The organism is Achromobacter sp. JCM 18799 (assembly GCF_055395645.1).
Genome location: NZ_AP043866.1, coordinates 6,917,969 through 6,934,696, shown reverse-complemented (window position 1 = coordinate 6,934,696; position 16,728 = coordinate 6,917,969). Strand labels below are relative to the sequence as shown.

15 protein-coding genes are annotated in these 16,728 nt (G+C 66.9%); 3 read left to right on the top strand and 12 right to left on the bottom strand.

The features are described from left to right. Positions 1–4: 4 nt before the first annotated feature. The 8 genes from ACZ5YA_RS32840 to ACZ5YA_RS32805 form a co-directional block, all read right to left on the bottom strand. Positions 5–361, bottom strand: a complete 357-nt coding sequence (locus ACZ5YA_RS32840) for an arsenate reductase (protein WP_059380432.1) — start codon at positions 359–361, stop codon at positions 5–7. After that, positions 358–1,167, bottom strand: a complete 810-nt coding sequence (locus ACZ5YA_RS32835) for an ABC transporter permease subunit (protein ID WP_042792726.1) — start codon at positions 1,165–1,167, stop codon at positions 358–360. Before ACZ5YA_RS32835 ends, ACZ5YA_RS32840 begins: the two co-directional genes overlap by 4 nt. Then, positions 1,164–2,084: an ABC transporter permease subunit gene (locus ACZ5YA_RS32830; protein ID WP_059380433.1), complete on the bottom strand. Its 921-nt coding sequence runs from the start codon at positions 2,082–2,084 to the stop codon at positions 1,164–1,166. The genes ACZ5YA_RS32835 and ACZ5YA_RS32830 overlap by 4 nt, the downstream gene beginning before the upstream one ends. Further along, on the bottom strand, positions 2,081–3,208 hold the full coding sequence (locus ACZ5YA_RS32825) for an ABC transporter ATP-binding protein (RefSeq protein ID WP_464091756.1): 1,128 nt from the start codon (positions 3,206–3,208) through the stop codon (positions 2,081–2,083). The genes ACZ5YA_RS32830 and ACZ5YA_RS32825 overlap by 4 nt, the downstream gene beginning before the upstream one ends. A gap of 6 nt (positions 3,209–3,214) precedes the next feature. After that, a complete protein-coding gene (locus ACZ5YA_RS32820; protein WP_059380435.1) occupies positions 3,215–4,318 on the bottom strand; it encodes a polyamine ABC transporter substrate-binding protein in 1,104 nt (367 codons plus the stop codon). Positions 4,319–4,462: 144 nt separating this feature from the next. Then, the gene (locus tag ACZ5YA_RS32815) at positions 4,463–5,200 is read right to left on the bottom strand and encodes a 3-deoxy-D-manno-octulosonic acid kinase (protein ID WP_118932241.1); all 738 of its coding nucleotides are present in this window, start codon (positions 5,198–5,200) and stop codon (positions 4,463–4,465) included. After that, entirely contained in the window at positions 5,190–5,612 is a 423-nt protein-coding gene (locus ACZ5YA_RS32810) for a group II truncated hemoglobin (protein ID WP_059380436.1), read from the bottom strand. The genes ACZ5YA_RS32815 and ACZ5YA_RS32810 overlap by 11 nt, the downstream gene beginning before the upstream one ends. Next, positions 5,612–8,143: an ABC transporter permease gene (locus ACZ5YA_RS32805; protein WP_118932240.1), complete on the bottom strand. Its 2,532-nt coding sequence runs from the start codon at positions 8,141–8,143 to the stop codon at positions 5,612–5,614. The genes ACZ5YA_RS32810 and ACZ5YA_RS32805 overlap by 1 nt, the downstream gene beginning before the upstream one ends. A gap of 103 nt (positions 8,144–8,246) precedes the next feature. Between ACZ5YA_RS32805 and ACZ5YA_RS32800 the strand changes: the two genes are divergently transcribed. From ACZ5YA_RS32800 to ACZ5YA_RS32790, 3 genes are all read left to right on the top strand, one after another. Beyond that, positions 8,247–9,221 carry a TRAP transporter substrate-binding protein gene (locus ACZ5YA_RS32800; RefSeq protein WP_059380438.1) on the top strand — a complete coding sequence of 325 codons (975 nt, stop codon included), beginning with the start codon at positions 8,247–8,249 and terminating at the stop codon, positions 9,219–9,221. 103 nt (positions 9,222–9,324) lie between these two features. After that, positions 9,325–9,825: a TRAP transporter small permease gene (locus ACZ5YA_RS32795; RefSeq protein ID WP_464091755.1), complete on the top strand. Its 501-nt coding sequence runs from the start codon at positions 9,325–9,327 to the stop codon at positions 9,823–9,825. Between the two features lie 35 nt (positions 9,826–9,860). Further along, positions 9,861–11,138, top strand: coding sequence for a TRAP transporter large permease (locus ACZ5YA_RS32790; protein ID WP_118932239.1), 1,278 nt, complete (start codon positions 9,861–9,863; stop codon positions 11,136–11,138). A gap of 901 nt (positions 11,139–12,039) precedes the next feature. On the opposite strand, the gene ACZ5YA_RS32785 is transcribed toward ACZ5YA_RS32790, so the two are convergent. The 4 genes from ACZ5YA_RS32785 to ACZ5YA_RS32770 are packed head-to-tail and all read right to left on the bottom strand — an operon-like array spanning position 12,040 to position 16,724. Further along, positions 12,040–13,023 carry an ABC transporter ATP-binding protein gene (locus tag ACZ5YA_RS32785; protein WP_059380442.1) on the bottom strand — a complete coding sequence of 328 codons (984 nt, stop codon included), beginning with the start codon at positions 13,021–13,023 and terminating at the stop codon, positions 12,040–12,042. Next, positions 13,013–14,047 (bottom strand): ABC transporter ATP-binding protein, encoded by a 1,035-nt coding sequence (locus ACZ5YA_RS32780; protein WP_118932232.1) that lies wholly within the window; start codon positions 14,045–14,047, stop codon positions 13,013–13,015. Before ACZ5YA_RS32780 ends, ACZ5YA_RS32785 begins: the two co-directional genes overlap by 11 nt. Further along, a complete protein-coding gene (locus tag ACZ5YA_RS32775; protein WP_464091754.1) occupies positions 14,044–15,531 on the bottom strand; it encodes an amidohydrolase family protein in 1,488 nt (495 codons plus the stop codon). The genes ACZ5YA_RS32780 and ACZ5YA_RS32775 overlap by 4 nt, the downstream gene beginning before the upstream one ends. Further along, positions 15,531–16,724 carry an amidohydrolase family protein gene (locus ACZ5YA_RS32770; RefSeq protein ID WP_118932230.1) on the bottom strand — a complete coding sequence of 398 codons (1,194 nt, stop codon included), beginning with the start codon at positions 16,722–16,724 and terminating at the stop codon, positions 15,531–15,533. Before ACZ5YA_RS32770 ends, ACZ5YA_RS32775 begins: the two co-directional genes overlap by 1 nt. Positions 16,725–16,728: the final 4 nt, after the last annotated feature.

Here is a 16,728-nt window from a genome sequence, read left to right as displayed (position 1 = left end):
GACCTCAGGCGAAACGTTCGCCGTAGCGCTTTTCGCTGAAGCCAACGCTCACCTCGCCATCGGGCGTGACCGTAACCGGGCGGCGCACCAGCGCCGGATACTCGGCGATCAACTGGCTCCACTGCGCATCGGTGTGCGCCGTCTTGCGCTCTTCCGGCAGGTTGCGCCAGGTCATGGACGTGCGGTTGACCAGCTTTTCCCAGCCGCCGACCTGATCAGCCCAGGACTTCAGCGTGGCGGCCGGCACCGGATTGTCGCGGTAGTCCACGAACGCATGGGCAACGCCATGCGCGGTCAGCCAGTCGCGCGCCTTGACGCAGGTGCTGCACTTCGTCAGGCCGTACAGGGTGGTTTGCTTCATTTGGGTTCGGACTCCTTGCGCCATTGCATGCGGTTGGCCAGGATCACGCAAGTGCCGACCGCCAGGATGAAGAGCGTCGCCAGCGCGTTGATTTCGGGTTTCAAGCCCAGGCGCACGCGCGAGAAAACTTCCATGGGCAGCGTGCTGGAGCTGGGGCCGGACAGGAACGAAGCCAGCACCACGTCGTCCAGCGACAGGGTGAAGGACAGCAGCCAGGCCGAGGCCAGCGCCGGCGCGATCAGCGGCAGCGTGATCTTGAAGAACACGGTCATGGGCGTGGCGCCCAGGTCCAGCGCGGCCTCTTCCAGCGAGCGGTCCAGGTCGCGGATGCGGGTCTGGATTACGACCGCGACGAAGGCCATGCACAGGGTCACGTGGCCGACCCAGATCGTGAAGATGCCGTTTTCGGCGGGCCAGCCCAGGCTGCCGCGCAGTTCCACGAACATCAGCAGGAGCGAGATGCCCAGCACCACTTCGGGGATGACCAGCGGCGCGCTCAGCATGCCCACATACAGGGCGAAGCCGCGGAAGCGCCCCATGCGGCCCAGCACATAGCCGGCCCAGGTGCCGATGATGACGGCGGCGGTGGCGGTCATGGCGGCGATGCGGAACGACAGCCAGGCCGCGCGCAGCAGCGCGTCGTCGTTGAACAGCGAGTGATACCAGCGGAACGAGAAGCCGGTCCAGGACGTGACGGTGGGCGACTCGTTGAACGAGAACACCATCAGGCTGATGATGGGCACGTACAGGAAGAAGTACCCCAGCCCCAGCACGACGGCGCGCAAAGTCTTGTTGGGCCCGTTCATTTGCGGCCTCCGCTCGCCTGTTCCTGCTGCTTGACCTGGTTGTATTGGAAATACACCAGGGGCACCAGCAGCAACAGCACCATCACGCAGGTCACGGCCGAGGCCATGGGCCAGTCGGCGTTGTTGAAGAATTCATTCCACATCACGCGGCCCATCATGAGCGTGTTGGCGCCGCCCAGCATTTCGGGGATCACGTACTCGCCCACCGCCGGGATGAACACCAGCATGGCGCCCGCGATCACGCCCTGGCGCGACAGCGGCACGGTGATCTGCCAGAACGCCTGCCAGGGCTTGGCGCCCAGGTCGTAGGCGGCTTCGAGCAGGCGCAGGTCCATCTTCACCAGCGTGGCATACAGCGGCAGGATGAAGAACGGCAGGTAGGCGTAAACCATGCCGATGTAGACGGCGACGTCGGTGCGGTAGATTTCCAGCGGACTGGAAATGATGCCCAGGCTCTGCAGCAGGTTGTTGAGCAGCCCGTCGTTGCGCAGGATGCCGACCCAGGCGTATACGCGCAGCAGCAGCGAAGTCCAGAACGGCAGGATCACGCCCAGGAGCAGCAGGTTGCGCACCGCCGGCGACGAACGCGCGATGTAATAGGCGATGGGATAGCCGATCAGCACGCAGAAGAGCGTGGTGATGGCGGCAATCTTCACCGAATTCAGATACGTGGCGAAGTACAGGCTGTCCGTGAACAGCAGGATGTAGCCGCGCAGATGCAGGCTGAACTGCACCGCCTCGTCCTTGAATTCCGCCAGCGACGTATACGGCGGAATGCCGAACTTCAGCTCGGCGAAACTGATCTTCAGGACCAGCAGGAACGGCACCAGCAGGAACAGCACCAGCCAGGCGAACGGCGGCACCACCGCCAGCGCCCGGCCCGACGGCAACCAGTCGCGGGGCGAAAAGCGGATCATGACGCCAGCACCGTGGCGCTGTCGGCGTCCCAGCTGACGAAGATCTCTTCGTCGATGCCGGGCGCGTCCATCGCGGCCAGCAGCTGGCTGGGCACGCTGGCCTCGACCGTCTTGCCGGAATCCGGGCGGATCTGATAGAGCGCGTAGCTGCCCATCCAGGCCATGTGGCTGACCATGCCGTGGGCCCAGTTGTACTCGGCTTCGGGCTGCTCGCGCGACACCACCAACCGTTCAGGGCGGATGGAGACGTGCACTTCCATGCCGAGCGGTTCGCTCACGCCGTGGTTGACGAAGAGCGGACGGGTCAGCTCGCCGCACTCGATGGCGACATGGTCGGGTTCATCGACCACGATGGTGCCGGTGAACATGTTGGTCGAACCGATGAAGCTGGCGACGAAGCGGGAATTCGGGAAGGCGTAGACGTCCTGCGGCGTGCCGCATTGGACGATCTGGCCTTCGGTCATGACGGCCAGGCGATGGGCCATGGTCATGGCTTCTTCCTGGTCGTGCGTGACCATGATGCAGGTCACGCCGACCTGCTCCAGGATCTTCACGAGTTCGATCTGGGTCTTCTGGCGGATCTGCTTGTCCAACGCGGACATGGGCTCGTCCAGCAGCAGCAGCTTGGGCCGCTTGACCAGGCTGCGCGCCAGCGCCACGCGCTGCTGCTGGCCGCCCGACAGCTGGTTGGGCTTGCGGCGCGAATAGCCGGCCATCTGGACCAGGTCCAGGGCTTCGAACACGCGGTCGTGGATCTCGGCCCGATCCACGCCTTCCTGCTTCAGGCCGAAGGCCACGTTGGCCTCGACCGTCATGTGCGGGAACAGCGCGTAGGACTGGAACATCATGTTCACGGGCCGGCGGTACGGCGGCACGTGCGTGATGTCCTCGCCATCCAGGAAGATCTGGCCCGAGGTGGCTTCCTCGAAGCCCGCCAGCATGCGCAGCAAGGTGGACTTGCCGCTGCCCGAACTGCCGAGCAGGGCGAAGATCTCGTTGCGCTTGACCGAGAGGTTGACGGAACGGACGGCGACCACATCGCCGAAGATCTTTACGACATCGGAGATCCGGACGAACTCGTCCGGATCGGCCGAATGCTGCGCCGAGTAACGGCTATCGCTCATGATGACTTATCTTCCAGACTTCAGCTCGGACCACATCCGGTTTTGCAGGCGTTGGATGTTCAAGGGCAGCGCCTTGATCACATACAGGGTCTTGGAGACGTCCGCCGGCGGGTAGATCATGGGGTTGTCGGCCACGTCCTTGACCACGTACTGCCGCGCCTCTTTGTTGGCGTTGGGGTAGAACATGGTGTTGGTGATGGCCGCGTGCACCTTGGGCGTTTCGATGTAGTTGATGAAGGCCAGCGCCTCTTCGGGATGCGGCGCATCCTTGGGGATGACCATCAGGTCGAACCACGCGGGCGCGCCGCCCTTCGGAATGAAGTAGTTCACTTCATAGGACTTCTTGGCGTCCTGGGCGCGCTTGCGGGCGATCATCACGTCGCCGGAAAAGCCGTAGACCATGCACAGGTCGCCCACGGCCAGCTCGTCGATATAGCCCGACGAGCTGAACTGGCGGATGTACGGGCGGATCTTCATCAGCACGTCCAGCGCGGCCTTGTAGTCGTCCGCGTTGGTGCTGTTGGGGTCCTTGCCCAGGTACTTGAGCACGGCAGGGAACACCTGGGCGGCTTCGTCCAGCATGGAGATGCCGCACTCTTTCAGCTTGGCGGCGTTCTCGGGCTTGAAGATCATGTCCCAGTTGGCCAGGTCGACGCCGTCGCCCATGATCTGCTTGACCTTGGTGACGTTGTAGCCCAGGCCGTTGGTGCCGTAGCCCCAGGGAATGGCGTATTCGTTGCCGGGATCGACGGTGGCGACCAGCGCCATGATTTCGGGATCCAGGTACTTCCAGTTCGGGATCTTGGACTTGTCCAGCTTCTGGAACAGGCCGGCTTCGATCTGGCGCGAGGCGTAATGCGTGGACGGGACAACGACGTCGTAACCCGACTTGCCGGCCAACAGCTTGGCCTGCAGGGTGTCGTTGCTGTCGTAGACGTCATAGCGGACCTTGATGCCGGTTTCCTTTTCAAAACCGGGAATCGTGTCCGGAGCCGTGTATTCAGCCCAGTTGTAGACGTTGACGACCTTGTTCTGCGCCACCGCCGCCGACGAGGCCGCCATGACCAGCATCGTTCCAAGCGCCAAGCGCATACCCGCCCGTAGTTTCATCACCAGCCCCCTTGCGTTATGCCGTATGTGACAGGAGTACCAAAAGGCGAAATGATAAAGCTTTTTAGCGATCACCTGCCCAACTTTGCCGGGTAATTGGCGCGATTTGGGCCCGATGGCGGCAATTGGCCGCCGCCGCCCGGATCAGGGCTGGATTCCCACGCCCCAGGCCGTCCAGTAGCTGTCGCGCAGGCGCAGCCAGAAGCGCTCGCCCTCTTCCCCAGCCACCTTGCGCAGCGAACGGCGCAGGCGTTCCAGGTTGGCCTCGCGCTGGCGGTCCGACAGGGAACCTTGCGTGCCGCGATCGAAATCGATCAGCCAGACGCGGCCGTCGCCCCCCACCAGGATGTTGAAGGCATTGAGGTCGGCATGCCAGACGCCGGCCCGGTGCATGCGCACGATGGCCTCGGCCGCCGCCTGCCAGACCGGCTCGGCCAGCATGTGGGCCAGCGGCCGCACGCCGGGGATGCGCTCGACCACGATGGCGGCGCGGTAGATCGGGCCTTGCCGCCAGTAGGCGGCGGCAAGCGGCGCGGGCACCGCCAGGCCTTGGGCGCGCATGGCGGCCAGCAGGCGGTATTCGCGGAAGCTGCGGGTGCGGGCCTCGCCATTCCAGAGATAGGCGTCGCGGCTGATGCGCGCGATCATTCCGCCGCGGCGGTAGCGGCGCAGCACGCCCTGCCAGCCCGCCCCCTGCACGAACCACGCCGCCTGGCGCCCGCCGGCATCCACCGGCCGCGCCCGGTCGCCGTAGTGCGCCGGGTTGAACAGGTCCGGGCCGGCCTCGGCCAGCCGCGAGGGATCGCTCAGCATGGCGCCGCCCAGGGGGCCGGACCAGGCCAGGCGCCGTTCGCCGGATCGGGAATCGCCTTCAGCCTTCACGGTTGCGCATCCAGTCGGCCACGCCGTAGAAGGACTGCAGCAGGCGTTCGACCAGGGCCGGTTCGATCCCCTGGTCTTCCATGGCCCGGCCGATGCAGATGACCCACTGGTCGCGCTCGACCTCGCCGATCGAGAACGGCAGGTGCCTGGCGCGCAGCCGCGGATGGCCGAAACGTTCTATATAGTGGTCCGGACCGCCGAAGTAGCCGCAAAGAAACCAGAACAGCTTGTCGCGCGCCTGGTCCAGGCTGGGGCCATGGGCGGCCCGCAGCTCCTTCAGGTCGGGCTCCATGTCCATGAGGTCATAAAAGCGGTCCACCAGGGCGCGCACGCCCGGCTCGCCGCCAAGTAGGTCAAAAATGCTGCTGGAGTTTTCCACGGGTTCGGTAATCGTATGGACGCGCGTCGGCATCAGGTTTCTCGTAGGGTGACCAGGGGCGGGGTGCGCAACACGCCGCGCAGGGCCAGGGCGCCGCCGGCCCATGCGCCCAGCATGCCCGCGGCGATGCCCGCCAGCCAGGGCCAGAGGCTGAGAGTAATCGTGAAATCAAATACCTGCGTTGACAAAGCCCAAGCGATCGCGGTGGCGCCCGCCGCCGCCAGCAGGCCCGCCAGGCCGCCCACGGCCCACAGCTCGATGCGCTGGGAGCGCGCAAGCTGGCTGCGGGTTGCGCCCAGCGCACGCAGCACCGCGGCTTCGCGCATGCGCTCGTCGCGTGTGGCCGTCAGCGCTGCGGACAGCACCAGCACGCCGGCGGCCAGGGTGAACAGGAACAGCAGCTGCACGGCCTTGCCCACCTCGTTCAGCACGGACTGCAACTGCTGCAGGATGGCGCCCACGTCGAACACCGTCAGGTTCGGGAACTCGCGCACCAGCGCGGGCAGGACCGAGGCCTTTTCGGGCGGCAGATAGAACGAAGTGATCCAGCTCTGGGGCATGTCGGCCAACGCGGCGGGCGTCAGGATGGCGAAAAAATTGACGCGCATCGTATCCCAATCGACCCGGCGGGTGCTGGTGACGGCCACTTCGACCTGCTGGCCCGCCACGTCGAAGGTCATCTTGTCGCCCAGCGCCAGGCCCAGCGTCTTGGCCAGGCCCGACTCCAGCGACACCTCGGCCGCGCCGGGTTCCAGCCAGCGGCCCTGCTCGATGCGGTTGGAGGACGGCAATTCATCGCCATAGGACAGGTTGAACTCGCGGTCCACCAATCGCTTGGCGCGGGGCTCCTCGTAGTCGTCCGGCCCCACGGGCTTGCCGTTGATGGCAATCAGCCGCCCGCGCACCATCGGCGCCAGCGTGACGCGGCCCAGGCCTTCGCGGGTAAGCGCGTCGGTCACGGCCTGGCGCTGGTCCGGCTGCACGTTGATGAGGAAACGGTTGGGCGCATCCGGCGGCAGGGTCCGCTGCCAGCCCTGGATCAGATCGGTGCGCGTCATGGTCAGCAACAGCAGCGCCATCAGGCCCACCGCCAGGGCGCACACCTGGGTGATGGTGGCGGCGCGCCGGCGCACCACACCAGCCAGCGCGAAACGCAGCGCCGGCAGGCCGGCAGCCAGCCGGCGCACCCGCGCCAGGCCCAGGATGCAGAGCCAGGCCACCAGCGCGAATACGGCGAAGGCTCCTAAAAAGCCGCCCGCCACCACGCCGCCCAGCTTGGCGTCGCCGGCAAACCACCAGATCAGCAGCGCGAAGCCCGCGGCCCCCAGCACATAGCCCAGGGCGCTGCGCGCGCTGAGCGCGTCGGCGTCGCGGCGCAGCACCCGGGCCGGCGGCACATGGCGCAGCTGGGCCAGCGCCGGCAGGGCAAAACCCAGCAACAGCAAGAGGCCGGTCAGCAGCCCCTGCAAGGCCGGGATGGCCGAAGGCGCGGGCAGGCTGGTATCGATCAGCGAACCCAGCAGCATCACCAGCACCTGGTGCACCGCATAACCCAGCAGGCAGCCCGCGGCCGACGAGAACAGGCCGACCAGGGTGAACTCCAGCGTCAGCATGCGCGACACTTGCGACTGCACCGCCCCCAGGCAGCGCATAACGGCGATGCCGTCACGGTGGCGCGTCATATAGCGGCCGGCGGCCAGGGCCACGGCCACGGCCGATATCAGCACCGCCAGCAGCGCGACCAGGGACAGAAAGCGCTGCGCCCGGTCCAGCGTGCGGCGCACTTCGGGCCGGCCGGACTCCAGGGTGGCAACCTTCTGGCCGCGCTTCAGGTTCTGCTTGAGCCACGTCGCGTAGCCGGCCACGGCGTCGGGCTGGCCCGCAACGAGCATGGCGTAGCCGATGCGGCTGCCCGGCGCGATCAGGCCGGTGGCGGGCAGATCGCTGGCGCGCAGCAGCACCCGCGGCGCCACGTTGACGAATTGCATGCCGCGGTCCGGCTCATAGGTGATGACGCGGTCCACCCGCAGGTGGGCGTCGCCCACGTTGAGCGTGCCGCCCACCTTCAGGTTCAGCAGGGACAGCAATTGGGCGTCCACCCAGACCGCCCCTTCAGGCGGAATGTCGCGCGTCGGCGCGTCGGGTTCGAACGGCGCGCCCGCCACGCGCAGGGCGCCGCGCAGCGGATAGCCCGGCTCCACCGCTTTCAGCGCGGCCAGCTGGGCGCCGTCGCCGGCCCCGACCATGGACGGGAACTGCCAGGTGCTGGACACGGCCAGCCCGCGTTCGCGGGCCTGGTCCATGAAGGCGGCAGGCACCGGCTCGTCGGCGTCCAGCACCAGGTCGGCGCCCAGCATCTGCCCGGCGTCGCGCTCCAGCGCCCGGCCGACCCGGTCCGCCAGGAAGCCGACGCTGGTCACCGCGGCCACCGCCACGACCAGCGCCAGCACCAGCAGCCGCAGTTCCCCGGCGCGGGCGTCGCGCATCATCATCCTGGCGCCCTGGCGCAAGGTGGACCAAAAACCTGGGCGCCTGGCCCGTGACGTATCAGGGAAATCCATCATTCCACAATGTTAACCAACGGCCTAGATCGGGGCCGAATCCCGATATCATCCCGGGGCGGGAGGCGAAGCCACCCATAAAGATACTCAAAACCTGGAGAAGACGATGCGTAAATCCTGGCTTGCCGCCACGATTCTGGCCGCCTGCACGGCCGCAACCGCCCTGCCCGCCGTGGCGCAGAACACTCTGAAGATGGCCTACGCGCTGTCCACGTCCTCGCACTACGGCGCTGGCGCCGACGCGCTGGCCAAGTCCATCGAAGCGTCCACCGGCGGGAAATACAAAGTACAGCAATTCGCCAACAGCGCGCTGGGCGGCGAACGCGAAGTGATCGAAGGCCTGCAGATCGGCACCATCGACCTGGCCATCGTGTCCACCGGCGCCACGCTGAACTTCGTGCCTGAAACGGGTGTCTTCGACATCCCCTTCCTGCTGCGCGACTTGCCGCACGCCCGCAACGTGCTCGACAGCAAGATCGGACAAGATATGCTGGCAAAGTTCCCCAGCCGCGGCATCATCGCCCTGGCCTGGGGCGAACAGGGCTTTCGCCACCTGACCAACAACGTCCGCCCGGTCAAGACTCCGGCCGACGCCAAGGGCCTGAAGATCCGCACCACGGAAAACCCGATCCACATCACCGCCTTCCGCCAGATCGGCATCCTGCCGACCCCCATGGCCTGGCCTGAAGTCGCCACCGCCCTGCAGCAAGGCACCATCGACGGCCAGGAAAACCCGCTGTCGGTGATCACCTCCGCCAAGCTGTCGCAGATGCAGAAGTACCTGTCCTTGACCGGCCACGTCTATGGCCCGGCCCTGGTGCTGATGTCGGCCAACGTGTACGAGGGCCTGTCGGCCGCGGACAAGGCCAACTTCGACAAGGCCGGCAAGGAATCCGCCCAGGCCATGCGCGCCTACGTGGACAACATCGAGAAGACGGGTGTCGAACAGCTGAAGAAGGAAGGCATGCAGGTGTCCGAAGTGGACCGCGCCGCCTTCGCCGCCGCCGTCGAGCCCGCCTACCCCGAGTACTACAAGAAGTTCGACAAGAAGCTGATCGACGCGATCCGCGACACCAAGTAAGCGGGCCCCCGCCCCGATCCGGGGCGAATCGCCCCTGGCGGCGGGATCCCGGTCCCGCCGCTTTCGTTCCCATCCTTTGCGTACAACGCCAACGGGATTCATCATGCGTTTGCTCTGCGCCTTCGACCGCGGCCTGTTCAAACTGGTCTCGGTCCTTGCCCAATTGCTGCTGGTGGCCGCCGCAGCCGCCGCCTTCTACCAAGTCATCGCGCGCTTCGTGCTGCACTCCCCCGCCGACTGGAGCGAGGTGCTGACCCGCGCCCTCCTGATCTGGACCGTGCTGCTGGGCGTGGCCCTGGCCTTCCGTCACGGCGCCATGATCAGCGTGGAACTGCTGCGCAACCTGCTGGGCGGCACGCGCCGCCGCGTGCTCGAAGCGGTGATCGGCCTGATCTGCGCCGGATTCCTCGGCTTTCTGGCCTGGATCGGCGGCAACATGACCTACCGCGTGCGCTTCCAGACCGTGCCGAGCCTGGACATTTCGATTTCCTGGATCTACCTGGCCATCCCCGTGGGCGCCACCCTCGCCGCCATCGCCGTGCTGGCCCGCTGGTGCGCCGGCGAGGAAGACGAGGTGCCGGTGCGCAGCGACGCGCAAGGCTGAGCCCCCCCCATCGAACATACGCAGCAGATATCGCCATGTCCCAATTAATGATTGTCTCGATGCTGATTTTCTTCGGGCTGTCCGTGCCGGTCGCCGTGTCGATCGGCCTGGCCAGCCTGGCGGGAGTCGGCGCTGCCGGCCTGCCCTGGGTGGTGGTGGCGCAGCAACTCTTCGCCGCGCTGGACAAGTACCCGCTGGTCGCCATTCCCTTCTTCATCCTGGCCGGCAACCTGATGGAAGCGGGCGGCATCTCCGAACGCATGGTGGAGTTCGCCAAGAGCGTGGTGGGCGGCATCCAGGGCGGCCTGGCCTGCACCTGCGTGTTGACCTGCATGATCTTCGCCGCCGTGGCCGGCTCCAGCGTGGCCACCACCTTCGCGGTGGGCGCGATCCTGATTCCCGCCATGATCCGGCACGGTTACCCGGCGCCCTTCGCCGCCTCATTGCAGGCCAGCGCGGCGGAACTGGGCGTGATCATCCCGCCGTCCATCCCGATGATCCTGTTCGCGGTGTCCACCGACACCTCGACCGGAGAACTGTTCATCGCCGGCGTCATGCCTGGCATCCTGATCGGCGTGGCGCTGATGTTCTACGTCTGGTTCTACGCCAAGCGCAACAACCTGGGCAAGCGCGACGGCGAAGGCCGCCTGCCGCTGTGGCCCGCGTTCAAGAACGCCTGGCTGGCGCTGATGATGCCGGTCATCATCCTGGGCGGCATCTACGGCGGCATCTTCACGCCGACCGAAGCGTCGGTGGTGGCCGTGATGTACGCCGTGGTGGTGGGCAAGTTCATCTACCGCCGCCTGAGCTTCAAGCAGCTGTCCGCCACGCTGCACAAGTCGGTGGTGTCGACGGCGGTGATCATGTTCGTGATCGCCAACGCCGGCATCTTCAGCTTCCTGCTCAACCGCGCGGGCATTCCAGACGCGCTGGGCGTGTGGCTGGCGCAGATCTTCGACACCAAGTTCACCTTCCTGATGGGCGTGAACGCGGCGCTGTTCATAATCGGCATGTTCATCGAAACCTCGGCCTCCATCGTGGTGCTGGCGCCCTTGCTGCTGCCGGTGGCGCTGAAGTTCGGCGTGGAGCCGGTGCACTTCGGGATCATCATGGTGGTGAACCTGGCGCTCGGGATGATTACGCCGCCATTCGGGGTGAATCTCTTCGCGGCTTGCGCGGTGGCGAAGTTGCCGTTGGAGAGGTTGATCAAGCCGTTGATTCCGTTTGTGGGGGTGGTGATTGTTTGCCTGATGATCATTACTTATTGGCCGGGGTTGTCCCTGGGATTGCGGGATCTGGTCTACGCGAAGTAAGTCTGTTTGCAGGTTCTGTTGTAGTGGCGGGCGTCAGGGCTTCTTCGTAGGCCGCTCGCCGGCGCGGACGCCTGAGGGGCGAGCGCCCACGATTGCGGTCCGGAGCGTTCGCTCCGGACTGCCCCTGCCTCATCCTCGTCCTCGCCTTCGGCGACTCCTTCGGATTCCGTCGGGCGCATCGAGGTTACTTGCCCCTCAGGCGCCCGCACCGGCGAGCTACCGGATTCTTGGCCTGTTGCGCTGCTAGAGCTGTGGTTGGTGGCGAGTCTTGCGTCGCCCGCTGCTTGCGGCCGCGCGGGCGGCCGCAAGCAGCATACGTGTTGGTGGGCGTCGTGGCTGTCTGCGCTTGCGCGAATGCGGAGAGCTGTTTGCTAATGGCACCAGCATCTGGTCGGTGGGCGGTGATGGGTGGCGCGCGGCGAGCAGCCGTTTACGCATCAAGATCCGTTCGCGCGCACCACCCATCCGGCGGCAGAGTTGAAATGACGATGTTGGTTGGCTCATGCTCGCTGGCATGCAAGATCATTCACCAACAACGCGCAGCGCCATCACAAATCGCAAGACACCGCGTAAGCCCCACGAGGCCGCCCGGGCGGCCGGCATGGGGCGGGCACCGCAAGACCCGGCATACCCCATCGTCCGTGGCCAGAATGCCAAGAACACCGGTCGCGCCCAGCTGACGTCAAGTTTCAAACGCCGGAGCCAGCCGCGCCGTGGGCCTGGGGCGAGCGGGGCGTCGATAAGCCCGAGGGAATCGGAAGGAGTCGCCGAAGGCGAGGACGACGATGACGACGGGGCAGTCCGGAGCGAAGGCTCCGGACCGCAATCGTTGCCCCGCTCGCCCCAGGCCCACGGCGCGGCTGGCGCCTCAAGAACTCAATGGACCCAATGAACACAGCCATCAGGCCGCCCGCACTGCATCCCAAGCCACCGCATGACACCGCAACTGCCGCCCGCCGACCCCGACAACCGCCGGCGCCTCCACCTTGCACTGCTCCCGCGCCATCGGACACCGTGGATGAAACGTACACCCTGACGGCGGCAATATAGGATTCGGCACCTCGCCCCCCATCGGCTCCCGATCCCGCCGCGGATCATCCAGATCCGGAATCGTATCCAGCAGCATCCGCGTATACGGATGCTGTGGCGAATCAAACAGCTGATCCGCAGGCGCCTGCTCCACGATGCGGCCCAGGTACATCACCGCCACGCTGTCGGACACATGCCGCACCACCGACAGGTTGTGGCTGATGAACACGTACGTCAGCCCGAACTCCTTCTGCAGATCGCCCATCAGGTTCAGGATCTGCGCCTGCACCGACACGTCCAGCGCCGAGGTCGGCTCGTCGCACACCAGGAATTCCGCCTCCGTCGCCAGCGCCCGCGCGATCGAGATGCGCTGCCGTTGGCCGCCGGAGAACTCGTGCGGGAAACGGCCGGCGTCGCTGGCGGACAGGCCCACCAGCTCCAGCAGCTCGTCGACCCTGCGCCGCGTCTCGGCCGGCGTGGCCCGCAAGCCCAGCGTCGTGATTGGTTCGGCCACGATATTGCCCACCCGCCAGCGCGGATTCAGGCTGGCATACGGATCCTGGAAGATCATCTGCGGATGCAGCACGCCGCCCTTGCGGTTGCGCCCGTAGCGCAGCGTTCCGCGCGTCGGCGCCACCAGCCCCACCAGCAACTTCGCCAGCGTGGACTTGCCGCAGCCAGATTCACCCACGATGCTCAACGTCGTACCCCGCGGCACGGATAACGACACCCCGTCCACCGCCTTCAAGGTCTGCTCGGGCTGGCGCGACAACGTGCGTTCCAGCCAGGGCGGCGACACGTCGAACCAGCAGGCCAGGTCTTCGGCCCGCAACAACACATCATCGTTATGCGGCATGGGCGACTCCTCCTTGATGCAGCCAGCAGGCGCTGACGGTGGCGCCGGCCGGGGACGCCGCCAGCGGCGGGCGCTGCTGACTGCAGCGCGGCCCCGCCATCGCACAGCGCGGATGGAAAGCACAGCCGTCGGGCATGGCGTGCAGGCGCGGCATGGCGCCGTCAATCTGGTTCAACCGGGCCGCGCGCTGGCGCAGGCCGGGAATCGCATTCATCAGGCCTTGCGTGTAGGGGTGGCCTGGCCGGCGCAGCACGTCCAGCACCGGTCCGATCTCGACGATGCGGCCCGCGTACATCACCGCCACGCGGTCGGCGGTCTCGGCGATCACGCCCATGTCGTGCGTCACCAGCAGCACCGAGGTGCCCTGCTCGCGGCACAGGCGGCGCAACAGCGCCGTGATCTGCGCCTGCACCGATACGTCCAGCGCCGTGGTGGGTTCATCGGCGATGATGAGCGCCGGCCGCGCCGCCAGGGCCAGCGCGATCACCACGCGCTGGCGCATGCCGCCGGAGAACTGGTGCGGATAGTGGTCAATGCGCTTGTCCGCCGCCGGAATGCCCACGGCCAGCAGCAGCTCCAGCGCCCGCTGGCGCGCCGCCTGAGCGCTCACCTTGTCATGATGGCGGATTGTCTCGACCAGCTGGTCGCCCACCGTGAACAGCGGATGCAGGCTGGTCAGCGGATCCTGGAAGATCGCGCCGATTTCCTTGCCGCGCAAGCGTTGGCGCGCCTTGGGCGGCAGGTTGTCGATGCGCCTGCCCGCCAGATGGATCTCGCCGCCGCCCAGCCGTCCGGGCGGCTCCAGCAAGCCGATCACCGCCATGCCGGTCAGCGACTTGCCGGCGCCGGATTCGCCGACCATGCCCAGGATCTCGCCGGGCTGGATATCGAAGCTGATGTCGCGCGTGGCGACCAGGACGCCGTGGCGCGTGGGGAATTCGACCGACAGGCCGCGCACGGACAGGGTCGGCGCGACGTTGGCCGCGGCCGGCGGCTGCGTGGTGTTGGGAACGATGGCCATCATGACGGACTCCTTGCGGGACGCGGATAGCTGGAGGAGAAAATCTGTTCGGCCGGCGGATGGCCCCAGGTGCGGTCGGGGTAGCGGGCCACCAGCCCGTCGAACTGCGTCTGCGCCTGCTCTTGCGCCAGGCGCGCATCGAAACCGGGGATGCGCCCGTCCACCATCACGAAGCGGCCGTCGATCACCACCTGCGACACGTCGCGCCCGCTGCCGCTCACCATCAGCGTCTGGATGGGATCGATCAGTTGGCCGTTGCGGTCGTGCGAAAAATCGAACACCACGATGTCGGCCTTGGCGCCCACGGCCAGCCGGCCCAGGTCCGGGCGGCCCAGCGCGTCAGCCCCGCCCACCGTGGCCGCGTCGTAGTAGTCCTCGGAGCGGACCGCCTCGGCCGAGCCATCGGCCACGCGGCACAGCATCATGCCCACCTGCATGTTCAGCACCATGTCGGGCGGCCAGGTGTCCGTGCCCATGCCGATGTTCACGCCCAGCTTGCGGTAGCGCGCGAACGATTCCAGCGTGGCGCCGTGGCGTCCCGATACCAACGGGCAATGCACGATGCTGGCGCCGGCGTCGCGGATGATTTCCAGGTCGCGCCCGGGCCGCTCGATATGGCGCGAACCCGACACGTAGGTGCCGTGCGGCAGCAAGGCGCGCTCGGACAGGAAGTCCAGGCTTTGCAGCCATTCCGGCGGACTCATGCCGTGCTGCTCCAGCACCAGGTCGTACTCCAGGCGCGATTGGCAGCAATGCAGCCGGATCGGAATGTTCCGCTCGCGCGCCGCGGCGGCCGAAGCGCGCAACAGCGCAGGCGTGCAGGTTTCGATGCGGTCGGGCGACAGCATGGTGCGCACCCGGCCGTTGTGGCGGCCTTCGATCTCGTCGCAGAAAGCCAGGGCCTCGGCCAGCCCCGCCATGCCGCGCGCCTCGTCGTAGTGGCAGCGGATCTTGCCCGCAGCGTCCACATAGGTGTGGCCGCTGCGATAGGCCGGCCCCAGGTAGACGCGCAGACCCAGTTCGCCGGCGGCGTTGGCCGCCGACAGGAATTCGTCGCGGGTCTCGCCCCACACCCGGTAGAACAGCGACGCGATCGGCAGCGCCGTCGTGATGCCGTTGCGTATCAGCTGGGCGAAGGCATAGCGCTTCTGGAACGCCAGCTCGGAGGCCGTGTACATCTCGTACGGCCCGCGCTTCATGTAGCTCTCGGGCCAGATGCGGCCCTTCTTCCAGGCGGGCGAATTGTCGAAGCCCAGGATGGTCGTATCCAGGTCGGACAGCGCGTCCAGGTCCACGAAGCCCGGGCCGATCAACGCCCGGCCGTAATCGCGGCGCTGCGCGACCTGCCCCGGATAGCGGTGGCCGACGTAGACGATGCGGTCGCCCTCGAACACCACCTCGCCGTTCTCGTACAGGCAATGGCGGCCGTTCTCGTGGCCCACCACCCAACGGGCGGTCAGCAGAATGGGACCTTGCGGCGCGCTCATCACGGCGCCTCCGCCAGCGCCCGGCCGTCGCGCGCGACCACGCGCCCGCCCTTGACGACCAGCTTGCGCGGCGGGCGCGAGACGATGGCTTCGGCCACCGTCTCGGCGTCCACCAGCACGAAGTCGGCGTGGCAGCCTGGCGCCAGACCGTAGTCGGACAAGCCCATGACCTGCGCATTGCCGTAGGTGGCCACGTGCAGCGCCAGATCCAGTTCGTCGTCGCGGCGGAAGTTGTTGCGCAGGCCCACCAGCATGGTCCGCTCCAGCATGTCGGGCTTGCCGTAGGGGCCCCAGGTGTCGCGCATGCCGTCGTTGCCGGTACAGACCGTGACGCCGGCCGCGTGCAGCTTCGCCACGTTGGGCACCGGCCGCGAGGCCGAGCCCGTGGTCATGATGTGCACGCCGGCCTTCAGCAAGCCTTCGGTCAATGCCTGCACTGCGTAAGTGTCGGGCATCCCCAGGCAGAATGAATGCGACAAGGTGACCTTGCCCTGCATGCCCAGCGCCAGCACCCGGTCTATGGTCATCTGCATCGAGAACGCGCCGAGTTCGCCCGCTTCGTGCAGATGGATGTCGATGGGCTTGCCGTGCCGTTGGGCCAGCCCGAAGATGGCGTCCAGATGGCCCTTGGGATCGCGGTCCATGCCGGCCGGATCCAGCCCGCCCACGACTTCCGCACCCATGCGCAGGGCCTCGTCCATCAGTTCCAGCGTGCCGGGACGGATCAGCAGCCCGCTCTGCGGGAAGGCGACGATCTCCACGTCGATCTGGTCGCGGTACTGCTCGCGCGCGCGCATCACGCCTTCGATCGCTGCCAGACCGATGTCCGTGTCCACATCCACATGGCTGCGGATATGGCTGGTGCCGTCGCCGATCGACATCACCAGCTGGCGCGCCGACTGGCGGTACGGATCGATGCCCAGGCGCTTCTTCTCGGCGCGCTCGTTCTCGATCTTGTCGATCAGGCGCGGGCCGACTTCATTGCGATACCAGGGCATGCCGTACATGGTCTTGTCCAGGTGCGCGTGGGCGTCGATCAGGCCCGGCAGCATCAGCGCGCCGCCCCCCTCCACCACCGGCACGCCGGCGGGGGCCGGTCCGCCCAGCGCCTGGATGCGGCCGTCGCGCACCAGCACAGAAGTCATCTCGCCGCCTGCCGGGCGGACTTGGGTATACAGCGTTGCGTTTTCCATCGTT

Coding starts and splice junctions, on each gene's coding strand:
- ACZ5YA_RS32785 (WP_059380442.1), bottom strand. CDS start 13,023: ATGCCGCATAACGATGATGTGTTGTTGCGGGCCGAAGACCTGGCCTGC.
- ACZ5YA_RS32770 (WP_118932230.1), bottom strand. CDS start 16,724: ATGGAAAACGCAACGCTGTATACCCAAGTCCGCCCGGCAGGCGGCGAG.
- ACZ5YA_RS32840 (WP_059380432.1), bottom strand. CDS start 361: ATGAAGCAAACCACCCTGTACGGCCTGACGAAGTGCAGCACCTGCGTC.
- ACZ5YA_RS32805 (WP_118932240.1), bottom strand. CDS start 8,143: ATGATGGATTTCCCTGATACGTCACGGGCCAGGCGCCCAGGTTTTTGG.
- ACZ5YA_RS32830 (WP_059380433.1), bottom strand. CDS start 2,084: ATGATCCGCTTTTCGCCCCGCGACTGGTTGCCGTCGGGCCGGGCGCTG.
- ACZ5YA_RS32800 (WP_059380438.1), top strand. CDS start 8,247: ATGCGTAAATCCTGGCTTGCCGCCACGATTCTGGCCGCCTGCACGGCC.
- ACZ5YA_RS32775 (WP_464091754.1), bottom strand. CDS start 15,531: ATGAGCGCGCCGCAAGGTCCCATTCTGCTGACCGCCCGTTGGGTGGTG.
- ACZ5YA_RS32810 (WP_059380436.1), bottom strand. CDS start 5,612: ATGCCGACGCGCGTCCATACGATTACCGAACCCGTGGAAAACTCCAGC.
- ACZ5YA_RS32790 (WP_118932239.1), top strand. CDS start 9,861: ATGTCCCAATTAATGATTGTCTCGATGCTGATTTTCTTCGGGCTGTCC.
- ACZ5YA_RS32795 (WP_464091755.1), top strand. CDS start 9,325: ATGCGTTTGCTCTGCGCCTTCGACCGCGGCCTGTTCAAACTGGTCTCG.
- ACZ5YA_RS32780 (WP_118932232.1), bottom strand. CDS start 14,047: ATGATGGCCATCGTTCCCAACACCACGCAGCCGCCGGCCGCGGCCAAC.
- ACZ5YA_RS32835 (WP_042792726.1), bottom strand. CDS start 1,167: ATGAACGGGCCCAACAAGACTTTGCGCGCCGTCGTGCTGGGGCTGGGG.
- ACZ5YA_RS32820 (WP_059380435.1), bottom strand. CDS start 4,318: ATGAAACTACGGGCGGGTATGCGCTTGGCGCTTGGAACGATGCTGGTC.
- ACZ5YA_RS32825 (WP_464091756.1), bottom strand. CDS start 3,208: ATGAGCGATAGCCGTTACTCGGCGCAGCATTCGGCCGATCCGGACGAG.